Origin of the sequence: Streptomyces sp. NPDC048211, assembly GCF_043202315.1 — a bacterium.
Classification (GTDB): Bacteria; Actinomycetota; Actinomycetes; order Streptomycetales; family Streptomycetaceae; genus Streptomyces.
Genome location: NZ_JBIDAD010000006.1, coordinates 117,960 through 132,279, shown reverse-complemented (window position 1 = coordinate 132,279; position 14,320 = coordinate 117,960). Strand labels below are relative to the sequence as shown.

The window sequence follows — 14,320 nt, the reverse complement described above, 5'->3', positions numbered from 1 at the left end:
CGCATGCTTCAACGGCCTCGGCGCGGCGATCCCGTCTGGATCTGGGTGCTTCACGGTTGGGAGGCCTTCTCCTGGGGGCTGATCGCCCTGGTCATCCTGATCACGATGCTGGGCGGTACCCCGGCGGACCGCAAACTCGGGATCCTCGCGCTGACGGCCGTGCTCGCCCTCTGCTACGGCCTGGTGCGTACCCGCCCGGCCGGGCGGCCGGCGGCCGGATACGGCTACCTCTGCGTCCTCGTCGTCGCGCTGGGGCTGCTCTCGTACCTCGGTGACGGCTTCGGGGTCTTCTACGCCGTGGCGCTCACGCAGTTCATCGTCTTCGCGGACAGCCCCCGGGGCGCGATCCTGTCCAGCGGCCTCGGTGCCCTGGCGATCACCCTCGGCGGCAGCCTGCGGGAGGGCGGACAGGCGGACGTGTTCCTCACGAACACCCTCTCCTCCCTCGGCGTCTGGGCGGTGGCCGTCGTGATGGCGCTGCTGACGCCCAGGGCGCTGGCACAGCGCGACGAACGGGCCGCACTGCGGGCCGAGTTGAAGAGCACGCAGTTGGAACTGGCGGAGGTCTACCAGCGCCAGGGCGCGGCGGAGGAACGCGAACGCCTGGCCCGGGAGATCCACGACACCCTCGCCCAGGGCTTCGCCTCCATCATCGTGCTCGCGGAGGCGGCCAGGTCACAACTGGCCGTGGACGTCGACCGCAGCGCCCAGCAGCTCCAGTCCATCGAGCAGACGGCCAGGGAGAACCTCGCCGAGGCCCGGGTCCTGGTCGGCGCCGCCCCCCGCAGCGGTGTGGCCCCCGGATCGGTCGCCGCGACGCTCCGGCGCACCCTGGACCGCTTCACCGAGGACACCGGACTCGACGTGACGGCGGACCTCGCCGACATCGAATGCGACCAGCCGACCCGGATCGCCCTGCTGCGCTGCACCCAGGAATCCCTGGCCAACGTCCGTAAGCACGCTGCGGCGACCACCGTCGGCGTGGTCCTGGCGCACGGACCCGACACCGTCGAGCTGGAGATCACCGACGACGGCCGCGGGTTCGTCGTCGAGGACTCCCGCGGCTTCGGTCTCGACGGCATGCGCAGACGGCTCGCCGAGTTCGGCGGCGGCCTCACCGTCACCAGCTCGCTCGGCGACGGCACCCGGATACTCGCCAGCATCCCGCTCGCCCCCGACGGTCAGGAATGACATGACAGCCGACACGGACACCGCGCCCCCGTTGCGGATCATCCTGGCCGACGACCACACGGTGATGCGCGCCGGACTCGTCGCGCTGCTCTCGTCGGAACCCACCGTCGAGATCGTCGGCGAGGCGGGCGACGGCCGCGAGGCGGTCCGCATCGTCGAGCGATTCCGCCCGGACGTGGCCCTGCTGGACCTCCGGATGCCGGTCCTGGACGGGGTGGGCGCCACCCTGGAGATCGTCGCGGGCGAGGCCCCGACCCGGGTGCTGATCCTGACCACGTACGACACCGACGCGGACATCGAGCGGGGCGTCGAGGCGGGCGCCACCGGCTACCTCCTCAAGGACGCCACCCGCGAGCAGTTGGTCGAGGCGATCCACTCGGCGTCACGGGGCGAGACGGTCCTGGCCCCGCGGGTGGCGCAGCGCCTGGTGGCCAGGATGCGCCGGCCCGTACCCGTCACCCTGACCGCCCGCGAGTCCGAGGTGCTCCAGGCGGTCGCGGACGGGCTGTCCAACGTGGAGATCGGCCGCAGGCTGTTCATCGGCGAGGCCACGGTGAAGACCCATCTGCTGCGGATCTTCGCGAAGCTCGACGTCAACGACCGCACGCGGGCCGTGGTGGTGGCGCTGGACACGGGTCTGCTGAAGAGGAGTTAGGACCCGGAACCGGGGCTGCGCCCGGGGCAGGCGGCCCCGCCGGCAAGGAACGCGGAGGGCTGCCCCGTGTTCACGAGTGCGTGGCCCGGACGGCGGCCCCCGGTGCGGGCGTCGAGTCTCCACCCGGACGAAGCGGGCGCCGAGGCGGGGGCGCAGGCGGTGCCGCCCGGCCTCCCGCGCTGACGGTGGGCCGGAGCGTGGCCGGACTACAACGCGGCCGGACTACAACGCGTCCGGCCCGCGCTCGCCCGTGCGGACCCGCACCACCGTGTCGACCGCCTGCATCCACACCTTGCCGTCGCCGATGCGGTCGGTGCGGGCCGCGCGGACGATCGCGTCGATGGCCGCGTCCGCGTCCGGATCGGCGACGAGGACCTCGATCCGGACCTTGGGGACCAGGTCGACCCGGTACTCGGCGCCCCGGTACACCTCGGTGTGGCCGTGCTGCCGTCCGTAGCCGCTCGCTTCGGTGACGGTGAGCCCTTGCACGCCGAGTTCCCGCAGCGCGGTCTTCACCTCGTCGAGACGGTGCGGTCTGACGATGGCGGTGATGAGCTTCATGGGGCGGAGTTCCTGTCCTTGGAGAGCGGCGTCGGCCGGGCGGTCACGGCCTGCGGAGCGCCGTGACCCAGGGCGCCGTGATCGTAGGCGCTCTCCGCGTGCAGTGTCTGGTCGAGGCCGGTGAGCTCCTCGTCCGCGGAGGCGCGCAGGCCCATGAACCGGTCGACGGCCTTGCCGATCCCGTACGTCATGAGGAAGGTGTAGGCCGCCACGGCCAGGACGGCGACGGCCTGCCGGGCGAGCTGGCCGAACCCGCCTCCGTACAGCAGCCCTTCTGCGCCACCGGTCATCGTGGCCGTCGCGAACAGGCCGATGAGCAGGGTGCCGACGATGCCGCCGACGAAGTGCACACCGACGACGTCCAGCGAGTCGTCGTAGCCGAAGCGGAACTTCCAGGCGACGGCGTACGAGCAGACGACCCCCGCGGTGAGGCCGACCGCGGCACCGCCCAGGATGCCCACGGTGCCGCAGGCGGGGGTGATCGCGACCAGCCCGGCGACCGCGCCCGATGCCGCGCCGAAGGTGGTGGGGTGGCCGTCGCGCTTCTGCTCGACGAAGAGCCAGCCGAGCAGCCCGGTGCAGCCGGCGACCAGGGTGTTGAGGACCGAGGCGGCGGCCAGGCCGTTGGCGCCGAGCGCGGAGCCGCCGTTGAAGCCGAGCCAGCCGAACCAGAGCAGCCCGGCGCCGAGCATCACCATGGGCAGGTTGTGCGGTCGCATCGCGTCCTTCTTGAAGCCGATGCGCGGCCCCACGACGAGCGCGAGCGCCAGCCCGGACGCCCCGGACGCGATCTCCACGACAAGCCCGCCGGCGAAGTCGAGCGCGCCCAGCGAGTCCTTGATCCAGCCGCCGGGGCCCCACACCCAGTGGGCGACGGGGGCGTAGACGAGGAGCGTCCACACCGGCACGAGGACGAGCCATGCGGCGAACTTCGTGCGGTCCGCGATCGCGCCGCTGATCAGCGCCGCGGTGACGATCGCGAAGGTCAGCTGGAACGTGGTGAACAGCAGGGTCGGCACGCTGCCGGTCATGGAGTCGGGCCCGATGCCGGCCATGCCGACGTGCCGCAGATCCCCGACGAGCCCGCCGAACCCGTCCTCGCCGAAGGCCAGCGAGTACCCGGCGAGCAGCCAGACGACGGTGACGAGAGCGATCGAGACGAAGCTCATCATCAGCATGTTGAGTACGTTCTTCGTGCGGACCATGCCGCCGTAGAAGAGCGCGAGCCCGGGCGTCATCAGCAGAACGAGTGCGGTGGCGGCGAGCAGCCAGGCGGTGTCACCTGTGTCGATGCCGGTCGCTGCCACGGTCACGGGGGTCACGGCGGAGTCCCTCCTCGGGGCGCGTGCGGTGCGGGCGACTGCGAGCGTGACGGCTGCGCGTTTCGTAACGGGGGCCCAAATGTTTCCGTCGCATTTCGTTGCGCGGAGGTTGCCGACATCTCACGGGCATCGGGGATGTGTGAAGGAGTGGTGAGTGCGCCCTTCCCGTCTGCTACCTTGCTATGCATGGAACCCGGCACAGCAAGCGGCCAGGCGGACGGCCCGGCCGCGGGCAGGATCGAAAGCCAGCTCCTGAAAGGGGTGCTGGAGTACTGCGTGCTCGCGCTGATGCGCGACGAGCCGAAGTACGGGGTCCAGCTGCTCAGCGAACTGCAGGCGACGGGCGCTCTGGCGACCGGCCAGGGCACGGTCTACCCCCTGCTGTCACGGCTGCGGCGGGAGGAACTCGTCGTCACCACCTGGCAGGAGTCGGCGTCCGGGCCGCCTCGGCGCTACTACGCGCTCTCCGAGGCCGGTCATGCGGCGCTCGCCCGGTTCGCCGCCGTCTGGCCGGGATTCCGCAACGCCGTCGATCACCTCGTCATCCCGGGCCAGGGGCTCGGTGCATAGGGAAGGCCAGCACCTTGAAGACCGATGAAACGCTGACGCGCGAGTATCTGGCGGCAGTCGAGCGTGAGGCGTCGGGGCTGCCGGCCGCGGCCCGCCAGGAGCTCGTGGCCGACCTCGGCGAGCACATAGAGGTGGCGCTCGCCGAACGCCCCGGCAGCGTGCACGAGATCCTGCGGGAGGTGGGCGACCCGCGCACGATCGCCGCGACGGCCCTGCAGGAGCTCGGCGGGACGGCCGGCGAGCCCGCCCGCAGGCCCGGCCGCCGCCGCTCCCCGGCCTGGCTGCCGCTCGCGCTCCTGGTGGTCGGCGACGTGCTGCCGTACCTCGGGGAGATCGTCCTCACCTGGATCGGCTTCGCGGCCCGGGTGGCCGCCGTCGTGATCGTGTGCCGGGCCCGCCACTGGACCGTGGCCCAGAAGTGGACCGGCCTGACCCTGAGCGTCATCGTCCCGGTCGTCGCGCACCTCACCTGGTACGTCTCCCCCGTTCCGCACCACGGCAGCGCGGCGGAACCGGTGGCGCGCTGGACGCTCATCGCCCTGGTGTTCCTCCTGACGCTGGTGGGCGCCGGGCTGCTGTGGCGGAACAGGCGTCGCGCGTAGCCGTACAGGGGCCGGCCGCGCTCTCGTCGCCGACTCCCCGCCAGGGGTGCTCAGTCGGGCGCGGGACCCCGGAGTCGCTCCGGCCCGGCGCCGTACGGCGAGACGGGACGGTCGAGGAGCGACTCCAGCACCACGGTGGCCCGGGTCCCGTTGACGCCGTCGATCGCGTGGATCCGGCGCAGGACGTCCTGCAACTGCTCGGTGGTGGCGGTCCTGACCTTCACCAGTACCGAAGCGTCGCCGGCGATGATGTGGGCTTCCACGATCTCGGGGAGCGCCGCGAACTCCGCTGCCGTATCGCCCATCCAGCGGGTCGAGTCGACCGTCACGTAGGCGAGGACGCCGTATCCCAGTGCGGCCGGGTCGACGTCGGTCGCGGTCCGGCGGATCGCGCCGCGCTCGCGCAGCTTGCGGACCCGTTCGTGCGCCGCGCCGGTGGAGAGGCCCACCGCCTGCCCCAGCGCCGCGTAGGACTGGGTCGCGTCCTGCTGGAGCTGCTCCAGCAGCGCCCGGTCTATGTGATCCACGACTCTCCATTCGGCGACTACTTGATGTGACCATATCCCATCCGGCAATCTTCGCTCGGCGCCGAAATTCATTCGGTGCCTGTCGGAAGGGATGGACGTCCATGACCACCGAACGTTCCGCGCTGTACGAGATCTTCGACGACCGGTTCCGTACCGGGCGGTGCATGAACGGCGACGACGGCCTCGAAGTCCTGTACACCGGCTGCCGTTGGGCCGAGGGCCCGGTCTACGTGCCCGCGTGGCGGCAGTTGGTGTGGAGCGACATCCCGAACGACCGGCTGCTGCGCTGGGACGAGGAGACCGGGGCGGTGAGCGTCTTCCGGCGCTCGGCGGGCCACCCGAACGGCAACACGCTCGACCGCGAGGGCCGGCTCATCAGCTGCGAGCAGGGCAACCGCCGCGTGACCCGGACCGAGCACGACGGCACGGTGACGGTGCTGGCCTCCCACTGGCAGGGCAAGCGGCTGAACAGCCCCAACGACGCGACGGTGAAGTCCGACGGATCGATCTGGTTCTCCGACCCGGACTTCGGCATCACCAGTGACTACGAGGGCTACCGCGCGGAGGGCGAGATCGGATCCAACAACGTGTACCGCATCGACCCGGCCACCGCGGAAGTGCGCCTGGTCGCCGACGGTTTCGGCGCACCGAACGGGCTGGTCTTCTCCGCGGAGGAGGAGCGGTTGTACGTCTCCGACACCCGGGCCGGCGTCATCCGCGTCTTCGACGTACGGGACGACGCCACGCTGTCCGACGGCCAGGTCTTCGCGGCCGCCGGGGCGCGCGAGGCCGCCCGCTTCGACAACCTCCGCTTCGACGACGGCGGACGGCTCTGGGCCGCCGCCATGGATGACGGAGTGCACTGCTACGACCCCGACGGCACCCTGATCGGCCGGCTCGACGTCCCGGAGGCGGTGGCGAACATCTCCTGGGGCGGGGCGAAGCGCAACCGCCTCTTCATCGCCGCGGAGACCAGCGTCTACTCGGTCGTCATGGGCGTGACGGGCACGCACCCGACCGGCCCGGGGCGCAGGCCGTGGCTGGACCGGCGGGCCTGAGCCGTCGGAGCGCCTGGGCGGCCGGAGCGCCTGAGCGGTGCGCGTGGTCCGGACGGCGCTGCGAGTGGTCCGGGTCCGGATGGTCCGAACGGTCCGGACGGTCCGAGCCCGGATGGTCCGAACAGGACGTCAGGGAGGCGCCGTTCAGTACGGTGCCGGTCGCCCCGGCCGGTCCCTGACCCCCCGGATCCGTACCCCGGCAGGGTGAGGCACGGGCCGGCGGAGGTGCGCATACTCGGTCACATGAAGAAGCACGGGCGACTCGCCGACTTCCTCCAGGCGCGCAGAGGTCAGCTGCGGCCCGAGGACGTCGGACTGCGGACGTACGGTGAGCGGCGCCGGGTGCCCGGGCTGCGGCGCGAGGAGCTCGCGTTGCTCGCGGGCATCAGCGCCCCCTACTACACCCGCCTGGAACAGGGCCAGTCGCACAACGCCTCGCCCCAGGTGCTCGACGCCCTCGCCGGTGCGCTGCGGCTGGACGAGGCGGAACGGGCCCACCTGCATGCTCTGGCCCGCGTACCGAGAGGAGGCAGACCCGCCGCGCGGCCGAGGCCCGAGCGGATCTCCGAGGCCACCCGGGCCCTGCTGGCGGCCATCGACGGCACACCCGCCATCGTGCTGGGGCGCCGCAGCGACGTCCTGGCCTGGAACCGCCAGGGACACGCGCTGTTCGCCGGCCATCTCGATCCGGGCTGTCCCGACGAACCGGGTCAACGGCCCAACATGGCGCGGCTGGTGTTCCTCGACGCCCATACCCGCGACCTCTACACCGACTGGACCGCCAAGGCCGGTGCCGTGGTGGGCAGTCTGCGACTGACGGCCGGCCGGCATCCGGACGATCCTCGGCTGGCCGCACTGATCGGAGAACTGACCATGCGGAGCGCGGAGTTCGCCACGATGTGGGCGGACCACCGGATCCTGGCCTGCGACACCGCCGACTACGGGATGCGTCACCCGCTGGTGGGGACGCTGACCGTCACCCAGCAGACGCTGCAGAGCCCGGGGGGCGACGGGCCCGCCCTGGTGGTGGCCACGGCCGCCCCGGGATCGCCCTCCGCGACCGCGCTGACCCTGCTCGCCCATGCCGTCGCGCAGCAGGAAGCGGCCCACCCCCGGCTCGACGCGCACCCCCGCACCACCGGCTGACCCGAGGACCCGGGCCGCCCGGCGCACCCCCGTACCCCCGGGCGGCCCGAGCGCTCGGGCCGCCCGGCCCACCACTGCGCCACTGCACCCCCGGCTGACCCGAGACCTCCGGGCCGCCCGGCCCACTCCCGCGTCCACCGGCCCGCGGCTCAACCGCCGTCGGGACGCACCCCCATGACCGAGACAGCGCGCCGCGTCGCGGCTGCCGCATGCCCGAAACCGGAGAAGCGACCATGTCCCAGCGCACCCTCATGACCACCCTGTCGGCCGTCCTCGTGGCCGCCGCGGCCCTCACCGCGGCCGCACCGGCCGACGCGACGGGGAGCGGCAGGCAACTGACCGATGTCCGGATCACCGGCCACTTCGACGTGAACGCGGGCCAGATGCCGGAGAACGTCGCCCTGCTGCCCGACGGCACCGCGTACGTCACCTTCGCCGGTGCCCGCCAGATCGTCCGGGTCACCCCCGGCGGAGCGACCCGCGTCCTGGCCACGCTTCCCGCACCCGCCGGCGGCGGAGGCAACACGCCGGTCCTCGGATTCCCCCTGACCACCGGCATCGTCCGCAGCGCGGACGGCACCGTGTACGTGCTGTACGCCACCGGCACTTCGGACCTGACGGGCCTGTGGCGGATGCGCCCCGGCCAGCAGCCGCAGCGCATCGCCGCGCTCCCCGCGAACGGCCTGCCCAACGGGCTCGCCCTCGACGAGCGCGGCAAGCAGTTCTACATCACCGACTCGGTCCTCGGCACGGTGTGGACCGTTCCCACCGGCGGCGGGACCCCCACCGCCTGGTCCACCGCACCCGAACTCGCCTCGACCGGCTTCCTCGGCGTCAACGGCGCGAAGGTGCACGACGGTGCTCTGTGGGTGAGCAACCTCGACCAGGGCACCCTCCTGCGGATCCCCGTCCTCCCCGGCAACCGCGCGGGTGCCCCGCAGACCAGGGCATCGGGCCTTGTGGGCATCGACGACTTCGCCTTCACCGGTCACGGCAACCAGGTCCTGGCCGCACTCAACGGCCCCAACGAGGTCGTACGTGTCCGGCCCGACGGCACCAGCACCACCGTCCTCGACGCCGCCGGCGGCCTCCAGGGCCCCACCTCCATCGCCCTGCACCACGACCGCGTGTACGTGCTCAGCGCCGCCTACACCACGAAGACCGACCCCAACCTGCTGCGCGCCCGCCTGAACGGCCGCCGCTGACGCCCGGATCCCGTACCGCCCCCGCCGGAACAGGTCTCCGGCGGGGACGAAGGGCTGCCCAAGTGGCGCGGATTGCCTGGATGTTCTGGGCGTCACCGGGGAAGACGCCCTCAGTCCATGTGTTGTTCATCACACCGATAGCTCCGGTAGTGAAAGCAACTGCGCCGTTTCGTCTCGTGTGTCCGTCCGGTGTTCCGGCGCCGGACGGAGCGGGTGGAGGAGGTGTGGCGGCCGGCCGGAATTCCGGTCATACGATCGCCTCCAGTCGCATCTGCGTGCCCCATTCCGCAGCGACTCTTCTTCTCGCTTTCGGACCCCGAAGGGCTCAAGTGAAGATCCGCCGGATTCTTGCCACAGCCGTTGCCGCCGCAGTGACCACGCCTGCCCTCCTGCTGTCGATCTCTCCCGCGCTCGCCGACGACAAGCCGTCGGCGCAGACCCAGCACAAGCCGTCCGTGGCGGAGTTGGAGAAGGCCGCCGCCGCGGCGAAGACGGCGTACGACGACGCCGTAGCGGCCGAGGCCGCCACGTTTGCGGCTCTGAAAGTGATCATGTCCGACACGACGCCCCTGGCCCTCGCGGCCAAGGCCGCCAAGGCCGCGGCGGTTGAAGCCGCCACCGCCAAGACCGAGGCCGACCGGGTGGCAGCCGAGGCCAAGGCGGTCGTCGACGGCCTCTCCGGGACGGCGACGGATGCGGAGAGGACCGCCGCGGCGACGGCTCTCGCCAAGGCCGAGGCCGGGGCCGCGGCAGCGGGTGAGGCCAAGGCCGCCGCCGACGCCAAGGTGCTGGAGGCCGACGACGCGCACGACGACGCGCGGGTCGGCGCGGCCCGCGCCCTGTCCCTGGCGCGCGGGGTCACCAAGGAAGCGCTCGACGCGAAGACCGCGGCCGACGAGGCGCTGGCCAAGGCGAAGGAGGAGCCCGTCGGCGGTGACTACTCCGACATCTGCGTCTCCGACGCCAAGCTCACCGTGGTCCTCACCGGTGTGCCGTCCACGGTGGTCGCCGGTGAGAAGGTCGACTTCACGTACCGGGTGACCAACGGCACGGGCAAGACGATGGATCAGCTGATTCCGGGCGTCTTCATCCACGTGAATCCCCGGAGCGGGCACGGGTCCCTCGACTACCTGGTGCACCTGCAGCGGTGGTCCCCCTCGTCCTCGACGTGGAAGACCGTCGACGTCGAGGACCACATGGAGAAGATCAGTCCACTGAAGGCCGGCGCCCACGTCGACGTCAAGATGCGCTTCACCATCGACGCCTCGGCCCCTGCGGCCAACGGCTCCACCCAGGTCACCGGCAACTACTGGAACGTCGACGGCACATGCGGTCAGAGCCCTACCACCCACGGTCCCGACTTCGCGGTCGCCGTGGCGGGAAGCAAGCCCGGCAAGCCCGGCGGTGACACCCCTGGCAAGCCCGGCGCGACCAAGTCCCCCGCCTCGGACGTGAAGCCGCAGAGCGGCACGCCGGCTGGTCCCGTGAACGGCAGCCTCGCGGCCACGGGCTCCTCCTCCGAGCCGTCGCGGCTCGCCCTCGCGAGCGGCGCCGCCCTGGTGATCGGCGCGGGCGCGATGTTCGCCGTACGCCGCCGCGAGGCCGGTTCCCGCGTCTGACGCAGGAGGGGAGCGCCGGCCGGGCATGCGCCAGCCCGGCTCGCGCGCCGACCGCTCAACAGGCCCGACACCGAAAGGTGTCGGGCCTCGGTCGTGCGACGGGTGCGGAGCGCTCGGCGCGGCCGGGGGCCGCCGAAGCCCCATGCAGTTGCGTCAGCTGTTCGCGTCGCCGTCCGGACCTGCGGGTGAGCCGAACGAGCACCGCCAGCGGCCTCCCGAGTAACCGGAACTGCCCCCGTGCCGTCAGAGAGCCCCATCCGTGGCCCGTGTTCCGGACCCGCGCCGGCCGGGACACAGTCGAGCCCGGCCGCTGGGTCCTCAACCGGACCAAGAAGCAGAAGAGCAGCCGAGGCGCCGGTAGACCCGCACTCAAGGCACCGGTCCCGGCCTCACCTCGGCAAGCATCGTTCAGCGACGAGACGCCTATGGGATGTAGCGGCGGAAGCCCTCCGCCAGGGCTTTGAAACCGCACGCCTCGTAGAAGGTGTGAACATACGCGTCATCCGCCGCCAGCAGCTAGGGCTGTCCCGCAATTCCTGGCGGGCGCACGACGACAGCTACGGCACCTCGCCGCGTTGTCGAAACGCCCGAATACATCCAGTATGCGGGCGCCCCTTCGCCTTGCGACGCACCGCATCTGACGCCGCGCGCTGATCCACCAGGAATCGCGGGACAGCCCTGAGAGCGAGCACAACCACACACGCCGCAACAGATGCTCGTTGGACCAAGGCAACTGCATTGGCCGCCGAAGCCCCCGAGCCCGGTCCGCAGCCCGGTCCGCGGTTCGGTCCGCGGTTCGGCCTGCGGCCCGGTCGTCACGTGGCCGCTACGTCCGGCTGGCGGTCATATCGCCACGCCGTTCACCAGCAGCGTGACGTCGATGTTTCCGCGCGTGGCGTGGGAGTACGGACAGATCTGGTGGGCCGCACGGACGAGTTCCGCACGCTGCTCGGGATCGGCGATCAGCGGCAGGGCGACGTCGAGTTCGACAGCCAGCCTGAGCGCGCCGTTCCCGCTCGGGACGAGGCTCACCCGCGCGTCGATCGCCGCGTCGTGCGCGTCGAGTTTCCTGGCCTCGCCCACCAGGGCCAGCACGGTCGCGAAGCACGCGGCGTAGCCGATCGCGAACAGCTGCTCGGGATTGGTCCCTTCGCCGTCGCCGCCCAGTTCCTTCGGCTGTCGCAGGTCCACGTCCAACCGGCCGTCGGCCGTACGCCCGTGTCCCCGGGTCCGGCCCCCGGTCACATGGGCCTCTGCTGTGTAGAGCGGCTTCGCCATGCCCGTTCCCCTCTCGTGAACTTCCTAACTTGGAACTGTATGCTTCAAAAACAGGAAGCTCAAACTAGGGGAGAGACACCATGACGGGACCGCAGGTCGGCTACTTACTTCCCACCCGCGACCGGACCGCTCGCGACGATCACGAGCTGGGTCCGCTGATCCGCCAGGCGCGGCTCGCCGAGACGCTGGGATTCGACTCCGTGTGGGCGGGCGACAGCCCCGTCACCCGGCCGCGCGCCGACCCGTTGATGGTTCTGGCCGCCACGGCCGCGGTCACCGAACGGGTCACGCTCGGCACCGCCGTCCTGCTGGCCGGGCTGCGTCATCCGATCCTGCTGGCCCAGCAGTTGGCCACCCTGGACCGGATCGCCGAAGGGCGGTTGATCGTCGGCATGGGCGCCGGGTTCCCGCACGCCCAGACCGAGGCGCAGTTCGACGCGGTGGGAGTCGACTTCGCACGCAGGGTCAGCCGTCTGACGGAGTCCATCGAGGCCGTGCGACGGCTGTGGACGCTGGAGAAGGCCTCGTTCAAGGGGCGGCACTTCGACTTCCGTGAGGTGACCCTTGCGCCCCGGCCGGTGCGGCCCGGCGGCCCGCCGATCTGGCTGGCCGGGTCCGGTGAACCGGCACTGCGGCGCGTCGCGCGCCAGGCCGACGGGTGGCTGCCCTACCCGCCTTCGTCGCGGACGTACGCGGACGAGTGGGCCCTCGCCCGGCAGTCGGCGCGTCCGGTCACGCCCGCCCTGTACGCCACGGTGTGTGTGGACGAGGACCCCGAGCGGGCCCGTCGGCGGCTGCGGTCGAGCATCGAGCGCTACTACAACGCACCGCTGGAAGTCGTGGAGACCGTGCAGGCGATGTTCGCCGGCACCGCCCACGACACTGCCGCCTGGCTGCGTCAGTACGCCGCCGCCGGGGCGCGCCACCTGGTGATCCGGCTCGCCGTCGACGACCATGCCGCGGCCCTGGAGGAGTTCGCCGGGGGAGTGCTCCCGCTGGTGCGCCCCGGAGCCCGGTCATGACCACCTTCGTCCTCGTTCACGGTGCGTGGCACGGCAGTTGGGCGTGGGAGCGGGTCACTCCGCTGCTCGTCCGGGCGGGTGCCCGCGTCGTCACGCCCTCTCTCACTCTCGGCAGGGACGTCGGGTTGCACCATCACGTCGACGAGGTGGTGTCGGCGATCCGGGAAACCGCCGACGAGGAGCTGGTGCTGGTCGGTCACAGCTACGCCGGCCTGGTCGTCCGGCAGGCAGCCGACCGCAGCCCGGAGCGGGTGAACCACATCGTCCTGGTGGAGGGCTGGGCGGGTGCGGACGGCGCCGGCATGGAGAGCCTGGCCGGGGACCGGTTCATGGCGGGAGTCCGCGCCGGCGCCGGGGACGGCTGGTCCGTGCCCGCTCCTGCCCCGGCACGCTTCGGCATCACCGAACCCGACGACGTCCGATGGCTGGCGGAGCGCCTGCGCGGCCATCCCGTACGGAGCTTCACCGAGCGCACGCGCCTGAGCGGGGCCGTGGACAGGATCCCCGGGACGGGCGTCATCTGCCGGCCGGAGACCTTTCCGTTCGCCCGGTTCGCCGCCGGGCTCGGATACCGGCAGGTCGCCCTGGACGGCCCGCACGATGTGATGCTGACCCACCCCCGGAGCGTCGCGGACACGCTGCTGGCCCTGCCCGCTCCGCCCGCGCTGCCCACCCCGGCCGGTCTTAAGGAAGAGGAAGCCGACGCTTTAGAATGAGGAAGTGGACCAGCGAACGTACAACCAGTACTGCGCCACCGCGCGGACCCTCGACCTCGTCGGGGAGCGCTGGACGCTGCTCCTCATCCGTGAGCTCCTGACCGGCCCCAAGCGGTTCGGTGATCTGCAGAGGAGTCTGCGCGGTATGGGTACGGGCCTGCTGGCGGCCCGGATGAAGCATCTCGAACGGGAGGGCCTGGCCCACAAGGTCACGCTGCCGCCGCCCGCCCGCACGCCTGCCTATGCCCTCACCGAGGCGGGGGAGGAACTGGGCCCCGCCGTGCTGGCGTTGGCCCGTTGGGGCACGAAGTGGGCGATGGGCGAGCGGCGGGAGAACGAGACCTTCCATCCGGGCTGGGCGGTGCTCGCCATGGAGGCCTACTTCGACGCGGAGGCCGCCGACGGTCTGCGCGCGGTCTACGAGTTCCGCGTCGGCGACGAGGTGTTCCACGTGCGCGTCGACTGCGGCACGATCGAGGCGCTGCACGGCCCGGCCCAGCACCCCGACGCAGTCGTCGAGGCCGGCGACGAGGCGTTCTCCGAGCTGGCCGAGGGCCGGTTGAGCCTCGCCGACGCCCTCAGGAACGGAACCGTCTCGGCATCCGGCGACCGGCAGGCGCTGAAACGGTTGCCCCACCTGTTCCGCAGACCGCCTGCCGCGGTCCGGCACGTGTCCGCCCCGTAGCGCTCCACCTGCGACGGGACCCTCCATCTGTCGCGGAAGCCCTGCGTTTGTCGCCGCCCCCCTGCGGGTTTGTCCGCGATCAGTAACAGAGGTAGCCCGTACGGGAATGCGCATGTCTTCATGGGTGCACGGCATCGGCGAAGACAACAAAGGGGCGGTCGGA

At 71.8% G+C, this 14,320-nt stretch carries 15 protein-coding genes; 11 read left to right on the top strand and 4 right to left on the bottom strand.

The genetic code is table 11. The annotated features are described in order from the left end of the window. The first annotated feature begins 3 nt into the window (after positions 1–3). A complete protein-coding gene (locus ACGFZA_RS22890; protein WP_393681528.1) occupies positions 4–1,191 on the top strand; it encodes a sensor histidine kinase in 1,188 nt (395 codons plus the stop codon). Between the two features lies 1 nt (position 1,192). After that, positions 1,193–1,846 (top strand): response regulator, encoded by a 654-nt coding sequence (locus ACGFZA_RS22885; RefSeq protein WP_393681526.1) that lies wholly within the window; start codon positions 1,193–1,195, stop codon positions 1,844–1,846. Positions 1,847–2,068: 222 nt separating this feature from the next. Here ACGFZA_RS22885 and ACGFZA_RS22880 read toward each other — a convergent pair whose 3' ends face one another. Together ACGFZA_RS22880 and ACGFZA_RS22875 are read right to left on the bottom strand one after the other, a co-directional pair. After that, the gene (locus ACGFZA_RS22880; protein WP_393681524.1) at positions 2,069–2,407 is read right to left on the bottom strand and encodes a P-II family nitrogen regulator; all 339 of its coding nucleotides are present in this window, start codon (positions 2,405–2,407) and stop codon (positions 2,069–2,071) included. Next, on the bottom strand, positions 2,404–3,729 hold the full coding sequence (locus ACGFZA_RS22875) for an ammonium transporter (RefSeq protein ID WP_385283039.1): 1,326 nt from the start codon (positions 3,727–3,729) through the stop codon (positions 2,404–2,406). The genes ACGFZA_RS22880 and ACGFZA_RS22875 overlap by 4 nt, the downstream gene beginning before the upstream one ends. A gap of 186 nt (positions 3,730–3,915) precedes the next feature. Between ACGFZA_RS22875 and ACGFZA_RS22870 the strand changes: the two genes are divergently transcribed. Together ACGFZA_RS22870 and ACGFZA_RS22865 are read left to right on the top strand one after the other, a co-directional pair. Continuing rightward, on the top strand, positions 3,916–4,299 hold the full coding sequence (locus ACGFZA_RS22870; protein ID WP_385283037.1) for a PadR family transcriptional regulator: 384 nt from the start codon (positions 3,916–3,918) through the stop codon (positions 4,297–4,299). A 14-nt stretch (positions 4,300–4,313) separates the two neighbouring features. After that, the gene (locus ACGFZA_RS22865; RefSeq protein WP_385283034.1) at positions 4,314–4,901 is read left to right on the top strand and encodes a DUF1700 domain-containing protein; all 588 of its coding nucleotides are present in this window, start codon (positions 4,314–4,316) and stop codon (positions 4,899–4,901) included. Positions 4,902–4,951: 50 nt separating this feature from the next. Here ACGFZA_RS22865 and ACGFZA_RS22860 read toward each other — a convergent pair whose 3' ends face one another. Further along, complete coding sequence (locus tag ACGFZA_RS22860; RefSeq protein WP_385283031.1) at positions 4,952–5,428, bottom strand: Lrp/AsnC family transcriptional regulator; 477 nt, start codon at positions 5,426–5,428, stop codon at positions 4,952–4,954. 101 nt (positions 5,429–5,529) lie between these two features. On the opposite strand from ACGFZA_RS22860, the gene ACGFZA_RS22855 reads away from it, so the two are divergent. The 4 genes from ACGFZA_RS22855 (at position 5,530) to ACGFZA_RS22840 (ending at position 10,456) form a co-directional block, all read left to right on the top strand. Continuing rightward, entirely contained in the window at positions 5,530–6,486 is a 957-nt protein-coding gene (locus tag ACGFZA_RS22855; protein WP_393681520.1) for an SMP-30/gluconolactonase/LRE family protein, read from the top strand. A gap of 243 nt (positions 6,487–6,729) precedes the next feature. After that, positions 6,730–7,632: a helix-turn-helix domain-containing protein gene (locus ACGFZA_RS22850; RefSeq protein ID WP_393681518.1), complete on the top strand. Its 903-nt coding sequence runs from the start codon at positions 6,730–6,732 to the stop codon at positions 7,630–7,632. Positions 7,633–7,865: 233 nt separating this feature from the next. Then, a complete protein-coding gene (locus tag ACGFZA_RS22845) occupies positions 7,866–8,837 on the top strand; it encodes a hypothetical protein (RefSeq protein ID WP_393681516.1) in 972 nt (323 codons plus the stop codon). 371 nt (positions 8,838–9,208) lie between these two features. Further along, on the top strand, positions 9,209–10,456 hold the full coding sequence (locus ACGFZA_RS22840) for a peptidase (protein ID WP_393681514.1): 1,248 nt from the start codon (positions 9,209–9,211) through the stop codon (positions 10,454–10,456). An 843-nt stretch (positions 10,457–11,299) separates the two neighbouring features. Here ACGFZA_RS22840 and ACGFZA_RS22835 read toward each other — a convergent pair. Further along, the gene (locus ACGFZA_RS22835; RefSeq protein ID WP_393681512.1) at positions 11,300–11,734 is read right to left on the bottom strand and encodes an organic hydroperoxide resistance protein; all 435 of its coding nucleotides are present in this window, start codon (positions 11,732–11,734) and stop codon (positions 11,300–11,302) included. Between the two features lie 80 nt (positions 11,735–11,814). Here ACGFZA_RS22835 and ACGFZA_RS22830 point away from each other — a divergent pair, with 80 nt between their 5' ends. From ACGFZA_RS22830 to ACGFZA_RS22820, 3 genes are read left to right on the top strand one after another with little or no spacing between them, the layout of a single operon-like run. Further along, complete coding sequence (locus tag ACGFZA_RS22830; protein ID WP_393681510.1) at positions 11,815–12,756, top strand: LLM class flavin-dependent oxidoreductase; 942 nt, start codon at positions 11,815–11,817, stop codon at positions 12,754–12,756. After that, positions 12,753–13,472: an alpha/beta fold hydrolase gene (locus ACGFZA_RS22825; RefSeq protein ID WP_393681508.1), complete on the top strand. Its 720-nt coding sequence runs from the start codon at positions 12,753–12,755 to the stop codon at positions 13,470–13,472. Before ACGFZA_RS22830 ends, ACGFZA_RS22825 begins: the two co-directional genes overlap by 4 nt. A gap of 4 nt (positions 13,473–13,476) precedes the next feature. After that, a complete protein-coding gene (locus tag ACGFZA_RS22820; protein WP_385283008.1) occupies positions 13,477–14,157 on the top strand; it encodes a winged helix-turn-helix transcriptional regulator in 681 nt (226 codons plus the stop codon). Positions 14,158–14,320 lie beyond the last annotated feature (163 nt).

Coding starts and splice junctions, on each gene's coding strand:
- ACGFZA_RS22890 (WP_393681528.1), top strand. CDS start 4: ATGCTTCAACGGCCTCGGCGCGGCGATCCCGTCTGGATCTGGGTGCTT.
- ACGFZA_RS22885 (WP_393681526.1), top strand. CDS start 1,193: ATGACAGCCGACACGGACACCGCGCCCCCGTTGCGGATCATCCTGGCC.
- ACGFZA_RS22880 (WP_393681524.1), bottom strand. CDS start 2,407: ATGAAGCTCATCACCGCCATCGTCAGACCGCACCGTCTCGACGAGGTG.
- ACGFZA_RS22870 (WP_385283037.1), top strand. CDS start 3,916: ATGGAACCCGGCACAGCAAGCGGCCAGGCGGACGGCCCGGCCGCGGGC.
- ACGFZA_RS22855 (WP_393681520.1), top strand. CDS start 5,530: ATGACCACCGAACGTTCCGCGCTGTACGAGATCTTCGACGACCGGTTC.
- ACGFZA_RS22850 (WP_393681518.1), top strand. CDS start 6,730: ATGAAGAAGCACGGGCGACTCGCCGACTTCCTCCAGGCGCGCAGAGGT.
- ACGFZA_RS22845 (WP_393681516.1), top strand. CDS start 7,866: ATGTCCCAGCGCACCCTCATGACCACCCTGTCGGCCGTCCTCGTGGCC.
- ACGFZA_RS22835 (WP_393681512.1), bottom strand. CDS start 11,734: ATGGCGAAGCCGCTCTACACAGCAGAGGCCCATGTGACCGGGGGCCGG.
- ACGFZA_RS22830 (WP_393681510.1), top strand. CDS start 11,815: ATGACGGGACCGCAGGTCGGCTACTTACTTCCCACCCGCGACCGGACC.
- ACGFZA_RS22825 (WP_393681508.1), top strand. CDS start 12,753: ATGACCACCTTCGTCCTCGTTCACGGTGCGTGGCACGGCAGTTGGGCG.